This is a genomic window from Romboutsia sp. BSD2780061687b_171204_C1 (assembly GCF_015560225.1).
Classification (GTDB): domain Bacteria; phylum Bacillota; class Clostridia; order Peptostreptococcales; family Peptostreptococcaceae; genus Romboutsia_C; species Romboutsia_C hominis.
In genome coordinates this window covers 65,608-84,685 of record NZ_JADMRK010000007.1, presented here as the reverse complement: position 1 = coordinate 84,685, position 19,078 = coordinate 65,608, and the positions used below count along the sequence as shown (strand labels likewise).

16 protein-coding genes and 1 tRNA gene are annotated in these 19,078 nt (G+C 28.3%); 11 read left to right on the top strand and 6 right to left on the bottom strand.

Going from position 1 to position 19,078, the window contains the following annotated elements; genetic code table 11:
• Positions 1 to 2 precede the first annotated feature (2 nt).
• Together I2H23_RS12105 and I2H23_RS12100 are read left to right on the top strand one after the other, a co-directional pair.
• Positions 3 to 77 (top strand) — tRNA-Thr (locus I2H23_RS12105).
• 312 nt (positions 78 to 389) lie between these two features.
• Positions 390 to 2,069: an MFS transporter gene (locus tag I2H23_RS12100; RefSeq protein ID WP_195581695.1), complete on the top strand. Its 1,680-nt coding sequence runs from the start codon at positions 390 to 392 to the stop codon at positions 2,067 to 2,069.
• Between the two features lie 86 nt (positions 2,070 to 2,155).
• Here I2H23_RS12100 and I2H23_RS12095 read toward each other — a convergent pair whose 3' ends face one another.
• Together I2H23_RS12095 and I2H23_RS12090 are read right to left on the bottom strand one after the other, a co-directional pair.
• Positions 2,156 to 3,148, bottom strand: a complete 993-nt coding sequence (locus tag I2H23_RS12095; protein WP_092921647.1) for an ATP-binding protein — start codon at positions 3,146 to 3,148, stop codon at positions 2,156 to 2,158.
• Positions 3,149 to 3,156: 8 nt separating this feature from the next.
• A complete protein-coding gene (locus I2H23_RS12090; RefSeq protein WP_195581694.1) occupies positions 3,157 to 4,209 on the bottom strand; it encodes a DnaD domain protein in 1,053 nt (350 codons plus the stop codon).
• Between the two features lie 150 nt (positions 4,210 to 4,359).
• Between I2H23_RS12090 and I2H23_RS12085 the strand changes: the two genes are divergently transcribed.
• The 3 genes from I2H23_RS12085 (at position 4,360) to rlmH (ending at position 7,240) form a co-directional block, all read left to right on the top strand.
• Positions 4,360 to 5,832, top strand: coding sequence for a M1 family metallopeptidase (locus I2H23_RS12085; protein WP_176698620.1), 1,473 nt, complete (start codon positions 4,360 to 4,362; stop codon positions 5,830 to 5,832).
• An 87-nt stretch (positions 5,833 to 5,919) separates the two neighbouring features.
• Positions 5,920 to 6,714, top strand: coding sequence for an MBL fold metallo-hydrolase (locus I2H23_RS12080; RefSeq protein ID WP_092921643.1), 795 nt, complete (start codon positions 5,920 to 5,922; stop codon positions 6,712 to 6,714).
• Between the two features lie 46 nt (positions 6,715 to 6,760).
• The gene (gene rlmH, locus I2H23_RS12075) at positions 6,761 to 7,240 is read left to right on the top strand and encodes a 23S rRNA (pseudouridine(1915)-N(3))-methyltransferase RlmH (RefSeq protein WP_092921641.1); all 480 of its coding nucleotides are present in this window, start codon (positions 6,761 to 6,763) and stop codon (positions 7,238 to 7,240) included.
• A 192-nt stretch (positions 7,241 to 7,432) separates the two neighbouring features.
• Here rlmH and I2H23_RS12070 read toward each other — a convergent pair whose 3' ends face one another.
• Positions 7,433 to 8,812 (bottom strand): GntP family permease, encoded by a 1,380-nt coding sequence (locus tag I2H23_RS12070; RefSeq protein ID WP_166506160.1) that lies wholly within the window; start codon positions 8,810 to 8,812, stop codon positions 7,433 to 7,435.
• Between the two features lie 484 nt (positions 8,813 to 9,296).
• On the opposite strand from I2H23_RS12070, the gene I2H23_RS12065 reads away from it, so the two are divergent.
• The 5 genes from I2H23_RS12065 (at position 9,297) to I2H23_RS12045 (ending at position 14,569) form a co-directional block, all read left to right on the top strand.
• On the top strand, positions 9,297 to 10,439 hold the full coding sequence (locus I2H23_RS12065) for a 5-bromo-4-chloroindolyl phosphate hydrolysis family protein (RefSeq protein WP_195581693.1): 1,143 nt from the start codon (positions 9,297 to 9,299) through the stop codon (positions 10,437 to 10,439).
• 27 nt (positions 10,440 to 10,466) lie between these two features.
• Positions 10,467 to 11,615, top strand: a complete 1,149-nt coding sequence (locus tag I2H23_RS12060; RefSeq protein ID WP_092921635.1) for a toxic anion resistance protein — start codon at positions 10,467 to 10,469, stop codon at positions 11,613 to 11,615.
• A gap of 579 nt (positions 11,616 to 12,194) precedes the next feature.
• Entirely contained in the window at positions 12,195 to 12,950 is a 756-nt protein-coding gene (locus I2H23_RS12055; protein WP_166506158.1) for a class I SAM-dependent methyltransferase, read from the top strand.
• Positions 12,951 to 13,410: 460 nt separating this feature from the next.
• Positions 13,411 to 14,187, top strand: coding sequence for a nitroreductase family protein (locus I2H23_RS12050; protein WP_166506157.1), 777 nt, complete (start codon positions 13,411 to 13,413; stop codon positions 14,185 to 14,187).
• A 16-nt stretch (positions 14,188 to 14,203) separates the two neighbouring features.
• The gene (locus I2H23_RS12045) at positions 14,204 to 14,569 is read left to right on the top strand and encodes an ArsR/SmtB family transcription factor (RefSeq protein ID WP_195581692.1); all 366 of its coding nucleotides are present in this window, start codon (positions 14,204 to 14,206) and stop codon (positions 14,567 to 14,569) included.
• 158 nt (positions 14,570 to 14,727) lie between these two features.
• On the opposite strand, the gene I2H23_RS12040 is transcribed toward I2H23_RS12045, so the two are convergent.
• Both I2H23_RS12040 and I2H23_RS12035 read right to left on the bottom strand, forming a co-directional pair.
• Positions 14,728 to 15,858: a zinc-dependent alcohol dehydrogenase gene (locus tag I2H23_RS12040; RefSeq protein ID WP_166506155.1), complete on the bottom strand. Its 1,131-nt coding sequence runs from the start codon at positions 15,856 to 15,858 to the stop codon at positions 14,728 to 14,730.
• Between the two features lie 617 nt (positions 15,859 to 16,475).
• Positions 16,476 to 16,817, bottom strand: a complete 342-nt coding sequence (locus I2H23_RS12035) for a winged helix-turn-helix transcriptional regulator (protein ID WP_166506154.1) — start codon at positions 16,815 to 16,817, stop codon at positions 16,476 to 16,478.
• A 232-nt stretch (positions 16,818 to 17,049) separates the two neighbouring features.
• Between I2H23_RS12035 and I2H23_RS12030 the strand changes: the two genes are divergently transcribed.
• The gene (locus I2H23_RS12030) at positions 17,050 to 17,685 is read left to right on the top strand and encodes a flavodoxin family protein (RefSeq protein ID WP_092921625.1); all 636 of its coding nucleotides are present in this window, start codon (positions 17,050 to 17,052) and stop codon (positions 17,683 to 17,685) included.
• Between the two features lie 274 nt (positions 17,686 to 17,959).
• Here the strand turns inward: I2H23_RS12030 and I2H23_RS12025 are convergent, their stop codons facing one another.
• Complete coding sequence (locus I2H23_RS12025) at positions 17,960 to 18,565, bottom strand: cupin domain-containing protein (protein ID WP_166506153.1); 606 nt, start codon at positions 18,563 to 18,565, stop codon at positions 17,960 to 17,962.
• Positions 18,566 to 19,078: the final 513 nt, after the last annotated feature.

The following is a 19,078-nucleotide window of genomic DNA, read 5'->3' as shown; positions in this document are numbered from 1 at the left end:
ATGCTGGTGTGGCTCAACGGTAGAGCAGCTGACTTGTAATCAGCAGGTTGTAGGTTCGATTCCTATCACCAGCTCCAATCAAACTCTTAGATTTTATCTAAGAGTTTTTTATTGTGTAAATATAATTTTAATTAATATATGAATAAATATCCTCTATAAGGGTATATAGGATAGTATTGGCTAAAATTAAATTTTTCCAATATTAGTAGGTAATGTAAGGGGAAATATAAAATTTCTTATATCATAAAATTGTAGTTATTTTAATATGGAATATTTATATATAGAATATTAAACTTTAAAATAGTTATAATTAAAATTTTTAAATAGAATATGAAGCAATAACTCTTACATTATAAGCATTTATAATTATGAATAGGAGTGAGTTTTTCATGAGTGAAGCATTAAAAAAGAAGAGTACAAGCATCGCTATGTTAGTATTTTTACTTGGAATTTTTATGGGGGCTATGGACTCTGGAATAGTATCACCAGCAAGAAATGTAATAGCTAGTGGACTTGGAATATCAGAATCAGCTAGCGTGTGGATGATAACCATATATACTTTAGCATATGCTGTATCTATGCCAATAACAGGTAAGTTAGCAGATACATATGGTAGAAAAAAGGTATATATGATTTGTGTTACATTATTTGCCACAGGTTCTTTACTTTGTGGAATATCAGATATAGTAGGGAGCTATGGATTTTTACTAACTTCAAGAGTTATCGAAGCAATAGGTGGCGGAGGTATAATGCCAATAGCCACAGCATATATAGGCTCATCTTTCCCTGAAGAAAAAAGAGGGTCAGCACTTGGATTAGTTGGAGGAATATATGGAATAGCAACTGTTCTTGGACCAACGCTAGGAAGTTTTATACTTTCTGTGGCTGGAGATGGTAAATGGGGATATTTATTTTTAATAAATGTACCTATAAGCATTATTATAATAGGAGCAGCGTTAAAACTAGAAGAAAATAAAAAAGACTCAGATATTAAAAAAATGGACATTTGGGGGTCTTTAATATTAAGTATTTTAATTGCATCATTAATGTATGCTTTAACAAATCTTAAATTCTATGATTTTGGAAATTCAATTAAGACATTAGATGTTTGGCCATATTTATTAATATCTATAATAATGGTTCCAATATTTATATATATAGAAAAAAGAGCAGAAGACCCTGTCTTAAACTTAAGTTTCTTTACTAATAATCAAATAGCATTAACTTTATTTATAAGTCTTATAGTGGGATGTGGACTTATGAGTACTGTATTTTTACCACAATTTGCTGAAAATGTATTAAAATTAAAAAGAGGTAGTGGTGGTTATATAGTAACTTTATTTGCTGTATTTACTGGTATATCAGCTCCACTTGGTGGTAAGTTTATAGATAAATTTGGTGTTAAGAGATTATTATTACTAGGATTTTTAGCTAATATATTCGGTGTATTATATCAGGCAGTTATAACTGCAAATCATCCCAATTTCACAAACTTAACTATAGGATTAGTATTTATGGGCATAGGTATGGGATTTACCATGGGAACACCTGTAAATTATTTAATGATGAGTTTAGTTAAACCAGAAGAAATATCAATGGGGCAATCAACAGTTTCATTACTTCGCTCTATAGGTGTAGCTATATCACCTAACTTACTGATAAACTTCGTATCAGATGCAGGCAGAAATGTACCAGGTGCAATAGAAAAAGTAATGCCACATATACAAGGGATAACAGGAGGTGCATTAGGAAGTAGTACAGCATCAGCAGATATGATGAATAAATTACAAAATGCAGATGTTACTAATATATTTGAAACAGTTAAATCTTTTATGATGTCTATGCTCAATGGTATACAACATGCTATGTCAGTAAATCCTAATATGGATTTTGCAGCATTAAAAAGTAATTACTTAACAAGTTTAGATAAAGCTAAACCAGCCATAGAAAATGCGTATCAATACACTATGAATCAAGGTTATGCTCACTTATTTATAGGTGTAGCTGTTATATCATTACTTGGTTTAATTGCATCTTTATTTATAAAAAGCAAAAAGAAATCTAAATAGTAATTATAAAAAATTCTATAATAAAATGATCAGAATTAACTATAAATAATACTAAAATAGGAGAAAAATATTATAATATTTTTCTCCTATTTATATCTTTCCCATCTTAAATCATTACCAACAAACTTTATAAGCCTAAACTTATCTAATATTCTAGATAAAGTTCTTTGAGTATAAGTTTTTCCTATTTGATTAGGTGATAAGTTTGTAGAGATTATTATCTTTTTACCAGATACCAATCGAGTATTAACTATATTAAAAATTTCACCACTTGTAAATGAATTATTTAGTTCAGTTCCAAGATCATCTATTATCAATAAATCACAATCGAATAGATTTTTATAATTTTCATTAGCCATTTTATTATTAGGATCTCTTCTAAACTTATAGTCTTCAATAATTTCTAGGATTTTAAAAGATGTTTGATATATAACTACATATCCTCTATCTAATAAATCTTTGGCAATACAGTTAGACATATAAGTTTTTCCCAATCCAGTAGAACCATAGAAAAGTAAATTTTCACCATTATCTTTATCGAAATCTAATACGAATTTTTCACAAATAGAGAATATATCAAGCATGTTTTCTCTAGGTGATATACCAGCACCTTCAGGTCTTACAGGTGAAAATATATCAAAATTGAAATTGGCAAAATTCTCTTTACTTAAAACTCTATCTAAATTAGACATTTTGTAAGCTTCATTGATTATTTCCTGCTTAAAACAACTACATTTTTCACCATTTGGTGTAAAACCAGTATCTTTACAGTAATTACAATCATACTTCATCTCTAAATAATTTTCAGGTATACCATGAGTTTTTAGAAGAAGAGATTTTCTAGCTTTTAGAGTATCCATTTGTTCTTTAGATTCCTTTACTATTTTTTCTCTTGAATTAGGGTCAAGTAAAACAGCTTTAGCTAGTTTAAGACCAATTTTACTAATCTCATCTTCTATATGCTGAATTTCTGGTATTCGAGTATAAAGTTCTTTTTTTCTCTTTTCTAAGTCAAGTTCATCTGCATCTCTTTTTTGCTCGTACTTTAGCAGGATCTCTCTTATTTTACTTTCGTTCATCTAATCACCTACCTAAATTTTTCCTTCTGACTTTTTTCGATAATTCTATCTAATTCCTCTGGACTATACTGAGTGAATGTCTCATTAAAGTTATGGAACTTAGTCTTTTTATAATTTTCGGAAGTCTTATTAGAGGAAAATTTACCAACATTTTCTTTTAATTTTCTTGATTCTTCTTGTATCTTTAAATCTTGAAGATTTTTTATGCTTTTATTATTCCAACTTTTAATAACACCATCAATGTATGTTATAGAAGGATTAGAAATATTTTTGGACTTAGAACAAGCTTCAAGAATTAATTCAATATCCATATTAAATTGATCTAACCATATATCCATAGTTTCTTTTTCAGACCTAGAAGGCTGTCTAAAGAATCCTAATTCATTAAATATAGTTTTGTATATCGTATATCTTTCACTTCTAGCATTAAAACTAACCTTAACATCATCAGGAGTATATAAGTTGCTATCATACCAGTTTCTAATTATACTCTCAATATATTTAACAGGCTTGGAAGAACCAGTTCTTTCTTTTACATTCTCATAAGCATAAACAATCATATCTGGATTCATATTGTATTTATTTATTATATCTAAAATACTAATTTTTTCACCTGGGTCAAGATGTCTGCCTACAATTTGATTTATAGAGTTAAACATCTTTCTAATGCTTGGGTTTTCAGCAACAGAAACGATAGAGTCTGTATTTGATTTAATAGATTTAGTATTAACAGTGGTATTTTCTATATACTGTTTCTTTAAATCTAAAAACTCAACAGAATAATCAAATTCATCAAGGCCTTCGTTTTTGTGCATTTTAATTATATTTTTGCTTTCCCAAAACTTCCATGCTGATAACACATCTGAAAGAGGGATATTTAAGTCTTTTGCAATAGAATTATTGTTAAACTTAGGATTAGAACTTGGGTCACAAGCATTTTTATATCCAAGGAGATAAACTTTAACGTATAACCCGTCCGCCATAGGCATAAATATATCTATAAAGATATTTGGAATGGATGTATCACCTAAGTCAACCTCATTAGGTTCTTTAAAAAACATTTTATCACCTCGCTTTAAATTATATCATAAAAATGTGATATTAAATGTAGCCTACATAATTATCAAGAAGAATTATATCATAAAAAGCTATATAAATTTATCTTGCAAAAAAACTTTTAAATTATTCATGTAAAACAGGGGGGAGAAGATTTGATAATAAACTTTACTAAAAGAGTAAGAAAGCTATTATCAGTAGGAATAATAGCATTAGTTTTAGTAGCCAGTGGAGGAGTATATTTTTACAATGATAAAAAAGGAATACCTTCAGCTAACCTAGCAAATGAAAAAGAGATTAATAGATATACAATAGATGTAGTCTTCGATGATGAAAGTAAACGTTTAATGTGTAACCAAAATATAGAGTATGTAAATAATACAAAAAGCACTTTAGACAAATTATATTTTCATATATATCCAAATGCCTTTTCAAAGAGTGAATTTGCACCTTTTGAAAAATCTGAAATGAAACAAGCATATCCAAATGGATTTAATGAAGGATATATAGATTTAAAAAACATACTAAATAATGGTAAAAAATTGGCCTATAAGGTAAGTGGTGATAAGAATGATATACTAGAGGTTGAATTAAAAAATCCAATTAAGCCAGGAAATAAAGTATCTATAGATATGAAATACAATGTTAAAATACCTAATTCACAAGGTAGATTTGGGTATGGAGAAAACACAGTAAATGTAGCCAATTGGTTTCCAATAGCTAGTGTCAATGATGCCAACGGATGGAATTTAAATAGTTATGAAACAGTAGGTGATCCATTTTATAGTGATACAAGCGACTTCTATTTAAAGATACTTTTGCCTAAAAAGTATAAAATGGGATGCACAGGGAAGGTAGTAAAGGAGACATCTGATAGTGATAAGACTCTTTATGAAGTAGAAGCAAGACAAGTTAGAGATTTCGCTTTTATTTTAAGTGATAAGTTTCACGTTGATAGTGATAAATATAATGAAGTGAATATTAATACATATAATTTAAATGAAGAATTATCTAAGGATGCTACATATATCGCAAAGAGCTCTATGGAGATATTTAGTGAATTATTTGGGAAATATCCATATGATACATACTCTGTAATAGCAAGCGACTTTTTTATAGGAGGGATGGAATACCCAACTTTAATAATGATAGATCAAAGCTTGTACAATAAGAGAGATAAGTTTTTATTAGAATATGTAATTGCACACGAGACAGCGCACCAATGGTGGTATTCAGTGGTTGGAAATAATGAAATAAGTGAACCTTGGCTAGATGAAGCACTAACAGAGTATTCCACAATATTATACTTTGAAAAAAAATATGGAGATAAACTAGCTAAAAAATTAATAGATAATATGGAGTTACAGGCCAAAAGCTATCGTAGTGAAGATATATTTAAACCAGTAACAGGGTATTCAAACTCAATTGAATATAGTTTAAATGTGTATACTAAAGGGGCTTTAGCTTTCCATGAAGTAAGAAAAGAAGTGGGAGATAAGGTATTTTTTGATACTTTAAAGGAATATTACTCTACATATATGCACAAAAATGTAAGTAGTGCAGAGTTTGTAAAGTTATGGAATGATAAAGGTGTAGATATAGATAAAATTATAAAAGAATACAAGTAAATTTTAACTCAAGCATTAAATAATTATTTAATGCTTGAGTTTTTTGGTATAATATAATCTATGACAATGAGAAGACGAGGTGAATAAATGCTAAAATACTGTTCAATAGGAAGTGGAAGTAGCGGAAATTGCCATTATATAGAGTATAAAGATACAGGAATATTAGTAGATGCAGGTCTTAGTGGAAAGAGAATAACAACAGGACTTGATGATATAGGAATAAACATGGAAAAAATAAAAGGAATATTCATAACTCATGAACATTCAGACCATATAAAAGGTGCAGGGATAATGTCTAGAAAATATAATATACCTATATTTGCAAATGTAAAAACATGGTGTGCTATGAAAGATAAATTAGGAAATATAGAAAGCAATAATATGAAGGTATTTGAAAATGATAAAACTTACTCTTTAGGAGATGTGGTAATAAGACCATTTTCAATACCACACGATGCATCGGACGCAGTAGGATACAACTTCTACACAGGGAATGATAAGATGTCTATAGCTACAGATATAGGATATATAGATGACAATATAAGAAGACATTTATATAAATCAAAATTAGTAATATTAGAATCAAATTATGACCCTAATATGCTTATGATGGGGTCTTACCCATACTCATTAAAAAAGAGGGTGATGTCAGAGGAAGGGCATTTATCAAATGAAGATGCAGCTAAATTCTGTGTTGAGCTTATAAATAACGGAACGGAAAGAATATTATTAGCTCATTTAAGTAAAGAAAATAACTTCCCAGAACTAGCATATGAGACATCTAAGAGTATACTTACTCAAAATGATATAATAGTTGGACAAGATGTTAAGTTAGATGTTTTATTAAGAGAAGAAGTTTCAGATATATACAAAGTTAAATAAATATTACTTACAAAGACATAAATAAAGAGAATAAAGGAGAATTCTTATGAATATAACGGTTATTAGCGTAGGTAAATTAAAAGAAAAGTATTTAAAATTAGGAATAGAAGAATTTTCAAAAAGATTATCTAAGTATTGTAAACTAGATTTAATAGAATTAGATGATGAAAAATGTCCAGAAAACTTAAGCCCAAAGGACATGTTAATAGTTAAAGAAAAGGAAGGTAAAAAAATTCTAGGAAAAATAAAGAGTAATAGTTATGTTATAGCACTTGCTATTGATGGAAAGAATTTATCTTCTGAAGAATTAGCAGATACTATGAGCAAGTTAGCTGTTAGAGGTAATAGTCATATAACTTTTGTTATAGGAGGTTCTTTAGGGCTTTGTGAAGAAGTATTGAAGAGAGCTGATTATAAATTATCTTTTTCTAAGATGACTTTCCCTCATCAGTTAATGAAACTTATACTTTTAGAGCAAGTTTATAGAGCGTTTAGAATAAATAATAATGAACCGTATCACAAGTAAAGTATAACTCTCTTGTGATATACTGAAAAGATTCTAGTGATAATATTAGTATCCATAAGAAAAAAGACGTGAAGGAATGCGTGAATTTACACAATGGATAATTTTTCCATAGATCATGCTAAATATATAACCACACCTAAGGATTTAATATATTGAAAATTCTAAAGTGTGGTTATTTTTATACCATTACTATTAAGTATATAATATAGATGTAGTAATAACGACCAATGCGGTTACTAATATAGGTATAACAACAGAGGTAATAAAAATATCTTTATAGGAATCCTTATGAGTAAGGCTACAAATAGCAAGTGTTGTTATTACTGCTCCATTATGAGGTAAGGTATCAAGTCCACCAGAAGCTAAAGCAGCTATTCTATGCATTATTTCAGGAGAAATATTAAGGGATTGACTCATTGCTATAAAGGTAGATGATAGAGCATCTAGTGTTATAGTAAGTCCTCCAGAGGCAGATGCTGTAATACCACAAATTATGTTCACTGATAAAGCTTCTGAAATTATTGGATTAGAGGATACATTTAATATCATTGATTGCAAAGCAATAAATACAGGCAATGATTTTATAACACTTCCATACCCAACAATAGCACTAGAACTAAGCAGTGGTAAAAAGGAATTTGATATACCTTCATTAAGAACTTTATTTAAGTTAGAAATTTTCCTAAAGTTAGTTATTATTATAAATAATGTGGATATAACTATAGAGATAATTACACTCCATGTGCCAGACACATTATCTAGTGATAAGTTATATTTACTCAAATAAGAGCCATCGATTAATTGGTAAAATATTTTTGAAAAGAATAAATTACTTAAAAATATAATTAATATAGGTGTTACTGCTAAAAATATACTTGGAATATTCTTATCTTCATTAGAGCTATCCTCAATATAATGATTTCCATATCCTTCTAGATTCTCATGTGCTTTTCTAACGCGATATGTAAGCCAAGCCATACCAAGTAATAGCATTAATACACTAGCTATAATTCCTATAAGGGGTGCAGCAAAAGTATCTGTACCAAAGTACCTCATAGGAATAACATTTTGTATTTCAGGAGTACCTGGAAGAGCTGTCATTGTAAAGGTAAATGACCCTAGAGCAATAGTTCCTGGAATTAATCTCTTTGGAATATCAGATTCCTTAAATAAAACATTGGCAATAGGATATAATACGAAGGCAACTGTAAATAAAGAAACCCCTCCATATGTAAGAAGTGCACCAGCAAGTACTACTGCTAATATAGTTTTATTTTTACCTAAATTTTTAGTAATGAAATTTGCTATGGATTTAGCATAAAGAGCTTCTTCCATTAATTTAGCAAAGATTGCACCTGTTAAGAAAATAGGGAAGTAGTTCTTTACGAAATTTGCAAACCCACCCATATATACTTCAGTATAATGAACCATTAACTGTGTATTAGTATCTCCACCTATTAAAAATACTGTAAGTAAGGCAACTAAGGGAGCTGTAATAATAGTTGAATACCCTTTGTAGGCTAAAAATATTATCAAAGATAATGATAAAATTAATCCGATTATGCTTATCATATTAAAATGTCCTCTTTCAATTTAAAATTTTAAAGTAACTTATCTTATGATACCCAAAATGATTAAATTAAAAACAGGGGAAGTTGCTCTTACTAGACAACTTATGATAAAAAATATTATATTTGTGATTTCATCTATTCTTGAGTTTCTTTCCATATACAGATATAGAGAAATTAAAAAATATACTAATATAATAGAATAAAAAGCGACATCCTTTGGGGGTGTAACGGAGAACCGTATCATAAATAAGCAAGATACATAGCCTCAGGTGTTGATATGACTTACTTAAGGCTATATTTATTAGCAAAGGTATTGTATCATAAGTAATAATGTATTTATAAAATATATTTATTATATTCCTTTTAAGTTAGCAGTTACAATTAGCTAAATTATAAGATATAATAAACTTAAAATATTAACATAACGGTATAGTATATATCTAGACTTATGTTAATTATAAGAAAAATAATCTGGAGGCAAGATAATGGATAAAAAGGATTTTTCTAATTTAGAAGACCAAATTATGTCTACAGTTAGCAATGCACTTAAAGCAATAGATTTAGCTAATTTTAAAAAGGATGTTAACGATAAAACTGAGGATACCTTAAATCAATTTAAATCAAAGCTTAATGAATATAGTGAAAAATATATGGGCTTAAATAAAAAATCTAAAAATAATATATCAACATATATTAGTAAAAGACCAGCTGGAAGTATATCGGGAATACTTTATATATTATTCGGAGCGAGTGGAAGTTTAGTTTTTGGCTCTTCAGTGTTGATATTTCTAATAGTTAATACATTCTTCAGTGGAATTATTTTAGGTAGCAACATTATTTTTGGAGTTCTATTTTTATTCCTTGCAGTAAGTGTAGGTTTATTATTAAGAGGAATAAATTTAAGAAAAAGAGTAAAACGTTTTAAGAAGTATGTAAGGTTTATTGATGACAATAGTTATTTCTTAATTAAGGACTTAGCTAAATTTGCCAAAGAAAAAGAGAGTTTTGTTGTTAAAGATCTAAGTAAAATGATTGACTTAGGTATGTTTTTAGAAGGACATATAGATGAAGAAAAAACTTACCTTATGTTAAGTGATGAAGTTTATGGTGACTATTTAAATTTAAAAAAGCAACAAATGGTTAAAGAGAGCAATAATGAAAAATTAAATGAAGAAATAGAAAATTTAGAAAAAGAAGAAATAGAATCTACAATTAAAATAGGAAGAAATTATATTGAACAAATAAAAAGTATAAGAAATGATCTTTATAAAGAAGAAATAGCTATAAAGTTAGATAAATTAGGAAACATTTCAAACCAAATCCTTATTCAAGTTGAAAAAAATCCTAAAAAGATACAAGAAGTTAATAAATTTATAAATCATTATCTTCCTATTACTATAAAATTAATTAGTTCGTACAAAGATATAAACAATCAATTAGTTCAAGGTGAGAATATAGAAAGTGCTAAAAGTGAAATTGAAAAGAGTATTGATCTTATTAATAGCGCTTTTGAAAATTTATTAGATGATTTATTTGAAGATGTTGTTTTAGATATTTCTACAGATATTTCTGTTCTTAAAACATTATTTAAACAAGAGGGATTAGCAGAAGACGATTTTAAAAAGTAAGTTTTAAATAAAAGGGAGGCATTAAAAATGAGTGATGAATTCAAAGAAGGGTCTATTGATATAAAACCAGAATTAACTTTTCAACCATTCCAAGATGAGGTGCTTAATGTAAAAGTAAAAGAGGAAAAAGTAGAAGAAAAAATAATTGATGAAATACAACTTACAGAAGAAGAAAAAAAGATGGTTGATCAATTTGTAGATAAAATAGAGATAAATGATTCAAATTCTATTTTACAATATGGGGTAGGTGCTCAAAAGAAAATTTCTGATTTTTCACAGTCAGCGCTGAATAATGTAAAAACTAAAGATTTAGGTGAAATTGGGGAAATATTATCTAGTGTAGTTCATGAATTAAAGAATTTTGAAGAATCCGAAGAGAAAAAAGGAATTTTAGGTTTCTTTAAAAAAGGTAAGGATAAGATTTCCCAAATGAAAATAAAATATGAAAATGTAGATAAGAATATTAGTAAAATGTGTAATGTTCTTGAATCGCATCAAATACAGCTTTTAAAAGATATTGCTATGCTAGATAAGATGTATGAAATAAATAAAGTATACTTTAAAGAGCTTTCTATGTATATCTTAGCTGGTAAAAAGAAACTTCAAAAACTAGAAAAGGAAGAACTTCCTAAATTGCAAGAAAAAGCAAGAAATAGTGGGAACCCTCAGGATGCTCAAGAGTTGAATGATTTTGTGGCTCTTTGCAATCGTTTTGAAAAGAAAATTCACGATTTAGAATTAACTAAAATGATTTCTTTACAAATGGCTCCACAAATTCGTTTAATTCAAAATAATGATGCATTAATGTCTGAAAAAATACAATCTACAATTATAAATACTATTCCACTTTGGAAAAATCAAATGGTTTTAGCACTTGGAGTTGCTCACGCTGCTAATGCTGCAAGAGTTCAAAGAGAAGTAACAGATATGACAAATGAACTTTTACGTAAAAATGCAGAAATATTAAAAACTTCAACTATAGAAACTGCAAAAGAGTCTGAAAGAGGAATTGTTGATATTGAAACACTTAGAGCTACAAATGAGTCATTAATTTCAACTCTTGATGAAATACTTAATATACAAACAGAAGGACGTCAAAAACGTAGGGAAGCCGAAGTTGAATTAAGAAATATTGAAAATCAATTAAAAAATAAGCTTTTAGCTTTTAAATATTAGTATATATACTTCACTTATTGCTGATACGGTGAATCATATCATAAATAAGTACATTTTTTAATAGTTAGATAAAATTTAAGTATATGAAATAGGGGTTAATAAAACATAGATTGTTAGTTCAGATTCATTAGGTACATTAATAAAAGGCTTGCAATTACTTGGTTTACAAGTATTTGTGAGTCTTTTATTATAAGGTAAATTATAGATATTTTCAGATTTACTTATTAATGGGATAATAATTCTAATGTATTTATTGTCTTGGAATGCATTATTCTAAAACAGTTCAAGATAAGGAAGTATATGACTTGTAAAAATCTAGACAATAAAAATAGATCTTTGTATGTCATGAATTATAGAATGTAGGCAAAATAGTTTATCAAATATCCTATCAAACAATATGAAAAGGAAAAAATCATAGTTTTGAAATAATTAGTAAAGAAGAATACAAGACTTAGCTATAGAAATCTATCTATAAAAAATATTTCTATATAGATAGAATTTTATGGTCTTATATACTGAATGTGAATAAATCATAAATTATATGCAATATTATTTGTATTAGCTTAGGAGGTTAGAGATATGAATGAAAATAAATTTAATGGTATGGGAAAAATATATTCTAAATATCGTCTATCATATCCTTTCGACTTTATTGATTATCTTTTTACAGATGTAGGAATATCTCAAAGGAGTATTATTGCTGATATAGGCTCTGGTACTGGTATTTTAACTCGGCAACTACTTGAAAAAGGTAGTAAGGTATATGGTATTGAACCTAATGCTGATATGCGTGATATTGCTGAAACTAATTTAAATAATTTTCTTGGATTTACATCTGTTAATGGAAATGCTGAGAATACTACTATTGACGACAATAGCGTTGATTATATCACTGTTGCACAGGCTTTCCATTGGTTTGATAGGGAAAGATTTAAAAAAGAGTGCCAGCGTATTTTGAAACCTGAAGAAAAAGTGATTTTGGTTTGGAATATTAGAGATAATAACAATGAATTAGTTATAGAAAACTATGAAGTTAATCGCAAATATTGCCCAAATTTCAAAGGTTTTTCTGATGGAATGTATGGTAAAACTAATAAGGACGATTTTTCAGATTTTTTTAACGGTAAATATGAAACAAAAGTTTTTCCTAACAATTTAATTTTTGATATGGATGAATTTATTGGACGAAATCTATCATCCTCATATGCCCTAAAAAGTAATGATTCACAGTATAATAACTACGTTAATGAATTAAAAAAAATTTATAAAAAATATAGCAATAACGGACAACTTATAATGCCGAATTTAACACGTAGCTATGTTGGAGATGTATAGAAAATAAGCACCATATTAAGTTTAATAAATTTGGCGGTTTAAATAGTTAATACTTAAAATAAGAATAAATAAGGGATGTAAATATAAGAGGAATATAGGATATAAAAGGGAAATAAAATCGTGCTCATTTAAAGCTGTAACGGAGCACCGCACCATAAGTAAGGGATAATAGCTTAACTGAAATCTAATATAAGAATAAGTTAATAAAAATTAGCACTAATCTTGCGAGATGGAGTGCTTTTTTCTTTGCAATTAATTTCTATATCAAGTTCGATTACTTTAATTTCAATTTGTACGTAATTAAAAATATATTACTCTTGCTAGTTAAACTAACAATAATAACTAAAAGTAGTGTTATTAATAAAATTTAATGGTAATCAAATTCTTTACCAATGAAATTTTAAAATATTTAAATGTTATAATGGTTTAAACAAATAAACGAAAGGCAGATGAATATATTATGAAAGAGCAACACATAATTGAAGTTAACAAAGATCTTTGCATTGGGTGTGGCCTTTGTAAAAATGATTGTCCGGTAAATAATATAATTATTAAAGATAAAAAATCAGTAATAAAAAATCAAGATTGTATAAAGTGCGGTCACTGTGCAGCAATATGTCCAAAAGAAGCTATTACACTGACAGGATTTGATGAACCACCAATAGAACTTTCAAAACAACCTGTTTTAGATTCAGATGAATTATTAATGGCAATTAAATCAAGAAGAACTATCCGTAAGTTTAAAAATAAAAAATTACCTTCAGAAATTATACAAAAAATTATTGAGGCAGGTAGATTTACACCTAGTGCTAAAAATGCACAAAATGTATCATACATTGTTTTGGGTGAGGACAAAAGTAAGTATGAGAAAATAGCAGTGAAATTTTTTAGAAGAATAAAATCAATTGTAAGCCTTTTTATGAAAAGTGCAAAAGAAGTTACGATTGATGATAACTTCTTTTTTAAACAGGCACCTATTGCAATAATGGTAGTAACTAAAGATAAGGTTAGTGGATCGCTTGCAGCATCAAATATGGCACTAATGGCAGAGTCTTGTGGATTGGGTGTACTATATAGTGGATTTTTTACAAGTGTAGTAAACCATTCACCAAAATTACGAAGACATTTAAATCTAAAACGCAATGATTATGTGGTTACAACGCTAGTTCTTGGATATCCAGATGTGAAATACAGACGTACTGCACAAAAAGAAACAGCTAATGTAAGATACTTATAAGTGTGAGGAGAAGTTTATGGAAAAAGAATGTGAAGAAAGATTAAAAGAAATAACATCAAAATTTAAAATATGTCGTAAGGCAATTTCTGCTATCGGTGACGAAACAAGTCAATTGATCTTACTTACTCTATTAGAGAGTGATTTTAATGGAATTCGAGTGGGAGAAATTACAGAAAAAACTCATCTCTCACGTCCTGCTGTATCTCATCATCTTAAAATACTCAAAGAAGCAGAGATTGTGAATGTACGTCGAGAAGGAATAAAAAACTTTTATTACCTCGATTCAAAGGAATCACAATGGAAAAACCTAACAGAACTAATGAATCTTATATTTATGGGGGTACAACACATTAGTAAAGATGACACTAGAAAAGGGGAGTAAATCAAAGTTATTGTAGATATAAATAGCATCATTAACTTCTGGTTGGTATTATAAAATAAAGAATTTAAAAACAGAGGCACTATTGTGACCTTAAAGATATGATCTGTAGAGTAAGGTACAGAGAACCGTATCACAAGTAAGTGATACGGTTTTTATAATTATGGTTTTAAGACTACCTTTATACAGTTATCTAATTTACTATCAAATATATCATAGGCATGTTTACCTTCAGATAATGACAACTTATGAGTAATAATATCAGTAGGATTATATTCACCTTTTTTGATTATATCTAAAATTTTAGGCATATAAGCTTGAGCAGGGCATTGACCCATCTTTAATGTTATATTTCTAGAAAAGAAATCACCTAATGGGAACAGATTATATCTTGCACCATAAACACCAACCATCATAACAGTTCCCCCTTTTCTAACAGCTCTAGATGAAACTTCAATTGCTGACTTTGAACCTCCTTGAAGTTTTAGGAGAGTTTCAATTTTTTCAAAGTTTGACATTACACCATCCATTCCTACACAGTCTATAATAACATCCGCACCACCATGAGTAATTTCTTTTATGTACTCACCTGTATCATCATGATCTTCAAAGTTAACTGTCTCAATACCTTTGTAGGAGGCGGCATGCTTAAGTCTGTATGAAACTCTATCCACTGCAATAATTCTTCCTACATTTTTTAATATAAGCCATTTGATAACAGAAAGACCTATAGGTCCACAACCAAGTACAACAACTGTATCACCTTTTTTAACACCTGCATTATCAACACCCCAGTAAGAAGTTGGCAAAACATCCGTAAGGAAAAGTACCTGATCATCTGATAATTCTTCAGGAATTTTTATAGGACCTACATTAGCATATGGAACCCTTAAATATTCTGCTTGCCCTCCATCATATCCACCAAAAGTATCACTATAACCAAATATACCACCACATGAGCCATATTCATTAGAGTTATCACATTGACTATATAACTCATGTTCACAATAGAAACAATGTCCACAAGATATAGGAAAAGGAACAACAACTCTATCACCTTTTTTTAATTTAGTAACATCTTTACCTACTTCTTCAACTATTCCCATTGTTTCGTGACCTAAGATTGAATTTTTTTTAAGATTTGGAATCATTCCATGAATTAAATGAAGATCTGAACCGCATATAGCAGTAGATGTAACTTTAATAATAATATCATCACTTTTTTCTAGTTTGGGATCGGCTACATCACGTACATTTACATTTTTAATTCCTTCATATACAATAGCTTTCAATAATATGCCCTCCTTGATATAGCAAAATTTACGTATAATGTAGTTTTAGCTATATTAAGGCAAAATATTCTTTAGGTTGATACTGAAATATTGTATTTTGCTTGAGATATACTAAGAATAAAATATAATACTTAATATATTAATAAATATATAACTATAATGTAAAAATAACAGTATCATAAGTGATGTTAAGTCTAACTATCCATTACAACACCATACTTATTATATAGGTTAAGATATAGTTGGATTGAGGTGAAAATATTATGTAAAATAAATATAAGACGTTACAAATTGCAAAAATAATTGGCAATGTAGAAGTTACTAGAAAGTCTCATTATAGGGTAATAGATGGGAATGAACTAGTAATACATCTTAAGAAGTTGGGTTTTAGATCAGAGGTAAAATTAGTAGAGAAGATAATTGTAGAAAATACTTGATTTGAAAATATTTAACCTAAAAATTATCTCTTTTAGAAGTTTAACGGAGAACCGTATCCCAAGTAAGTGATACGGTTTTTATTTGTATATTATTTTCTAGATATATATTAGATATTGTATCTTATAAAACAAAAAATAAATATTATATAAAAGTAATATATAGTTGCTTTTATATAATATTTATTTATGAATCTTATCTAAGTTAGGGTAGTATTTATTAGACCAATTTTCAAGAGGGGATATAATTTCATAAAGCTCTTTTCCTTTATCAGTTAAGAAATATTCTACCTTAGGTGGCACTTCAGCATATACTATTTTTTCTATTAAACCATCATTCTCAAGCTCTTTAAGTTTTTCGTTTAAAACTTTTTGACTTAAACTTCCAATGGATTTTTGAAGTTCTAAAAATCTTTTAGGTCCTCTATATAAATTACATAATAAAATAGATTTCCATTTACCTTTAATAAATTCCATTGCTAAGTCTAATAAACATACAAATTCTTTGCCATTATAATAAACCATTAATTTTACCTACCTGCTAATTATTCTTAATAAAGTAATACTATAATAAATTACTTATGAATATATTATATATTATTTTTAGTTTTATAAAAATTTATTTATTTCAAAATATATTTATTTCAAAAATCTTACCTATAGGTAAGTAATCTTACTAAGAAGTGCGTACTTGTAAGGCTTCTAGATGACAAATATAATAATCACATAGGCAAAATCAATGTTTGGAGGTAAAGTTATGAAAGTAGTTGCTTTCAATGGAAGTCCTAATAAGAACGGAAATACTTATAATGCTATAAAAACTGTAGCAGCGGAATTAGAAAAAGAAGGAATAGAAGTAGAAATTGTTCATGTAGGAAATAAATTAGTACGTGGATGTCTAGCTTGTGGGGGATGTTCAAGAAATCAGAATGAAAGATGTGTCATAGAAACTGATGGAGTAAATGAATGGGTTCAAAAAATGAAAGAAGCTGATGGAATAATTTTAGGATCTCCAGTTCATTATTCAGCAATAGCAGGAACTATGAAATCATTCTTAGATCGTGCTTTTTATGTAGCTTCTTCAAATGGAGGAATGTTTAGACATAAAATAGGAGCAAGTGTAGTAGCAGTAAGAAGATCAGGAGGAATACCTGTATTTGACCAATTAAATAACTATATTAATTATTCAGAAATGATAATGCCTACATCTAATTATTGGAATGTAGCTTATGGAACTACTCCTGGAGAAGTGACTCAAGATGAAGAAGGTATGCAAATAATGAGAGTACTTGGGAAAAATATGGCTTGGATGATGAAAGTACTTGAAGCTGGAAAATCTCAAGTTAAAGAAAATGAAAAAGAAGATAAGATATTTACAAACTTTATAAGATAGATAAAAAAGATCGTATCAAATAATTGATACGGTCTTTTGGTATTTATTAATGAAAAACGGAAAGTCATTAGATTACTTAAATAAAAGTATATAAATTATAGTGAATAGTTATGCTTTATATTCTGAATGAAATATAGAATTTAGATTTTATAAACAATTATATTAAAGTTTATACTTATATTGCATAAATAGAAGAATTTGTTTTGCTGTAAAATACAGCTTCCTACGAGAATTTAATCTTAACATAGAAAGCCATTTTTACAGTATCTTTTGATTAATGCTCGGAGTTATGCTCAGCAGCTTCTGCATCTGCTTTAGTTTTATGAACAGTACCATGTGGATGCTCAGGTGGGGCATAGATAGCATACAATTTAAGTGGTTTATCACCCGTATTGATTACATTGTGCCATTTACCAGCAGGTATCATGATGGCATAATCATCATGAACTTCTCTTTCAAAGTCCAATTTATCTTTATTCTCACCCATTTTAACAAGACCTTGACCTTCTTCAATACGTATGAATTGGTCACCTGTTGGGTGGACTTCCAAACCTATGTCATCCCCAACATCGATGCTCATTAAGGTAACTTGCAGATTGTTTCCTGTCCATAAAGCGGTACGAAAAGTATTGTTTTGCTTAGTAGCTTCATCAATATTAACTGTAAATGGCTCTGCTCCATAATCCTTCAATTTAGTAGTTTGTCTCTTAAAGTATGAGTTATATATTGGTGTGTTAGTCCAGAAGGGGTATGGATACATTGGAGCATTAACCCAGTAAGGGTATGTATATCCTCTATAAATATTATACATTGGTGTATTAATCCAGTAAGAATAGGTATATGGTTCACAAACATTAAACATATTTCTCATTCCTTTCATAGACTTTATAATATTTTATGATATATGTTTAGAGAAGGTGCTTATCCCACAAGAAAGTTGTATTTTCATTTAGTTGTATTGAAGTTAATGAATTTAAAGGTGACAATATAAATGAGAAAATAAAGAAAAATTTGTTTCGTAGAGTAAAGTACAGAGAAGTGCATTAGAAGTAAGATATAGTGGAATTTAGTATAATAATAATTATATTATTAATTCATAGGGTAGTGTTATTTATATATGGTAAGTTATACTTCTATTATATAGCAAAATAGTTGATAGTAGAAGGCTTTTTAGTATTGTAATATTTTATTAGATATTAGAGTATTAATAAAAAGTTTTTATGATAATCAAATTAATTAAAATAAGCATTAATACAAAGAATGATAAAAATGAATTTTTTTAAATTTTTTCATTGTTATATACTCCTTTAACTATTAAACTCGAACCTAGCTTACAAAAATTAAAAATAGGGATTATTAGGATTTTAGATAATAATAAAATTATAATTGTAAG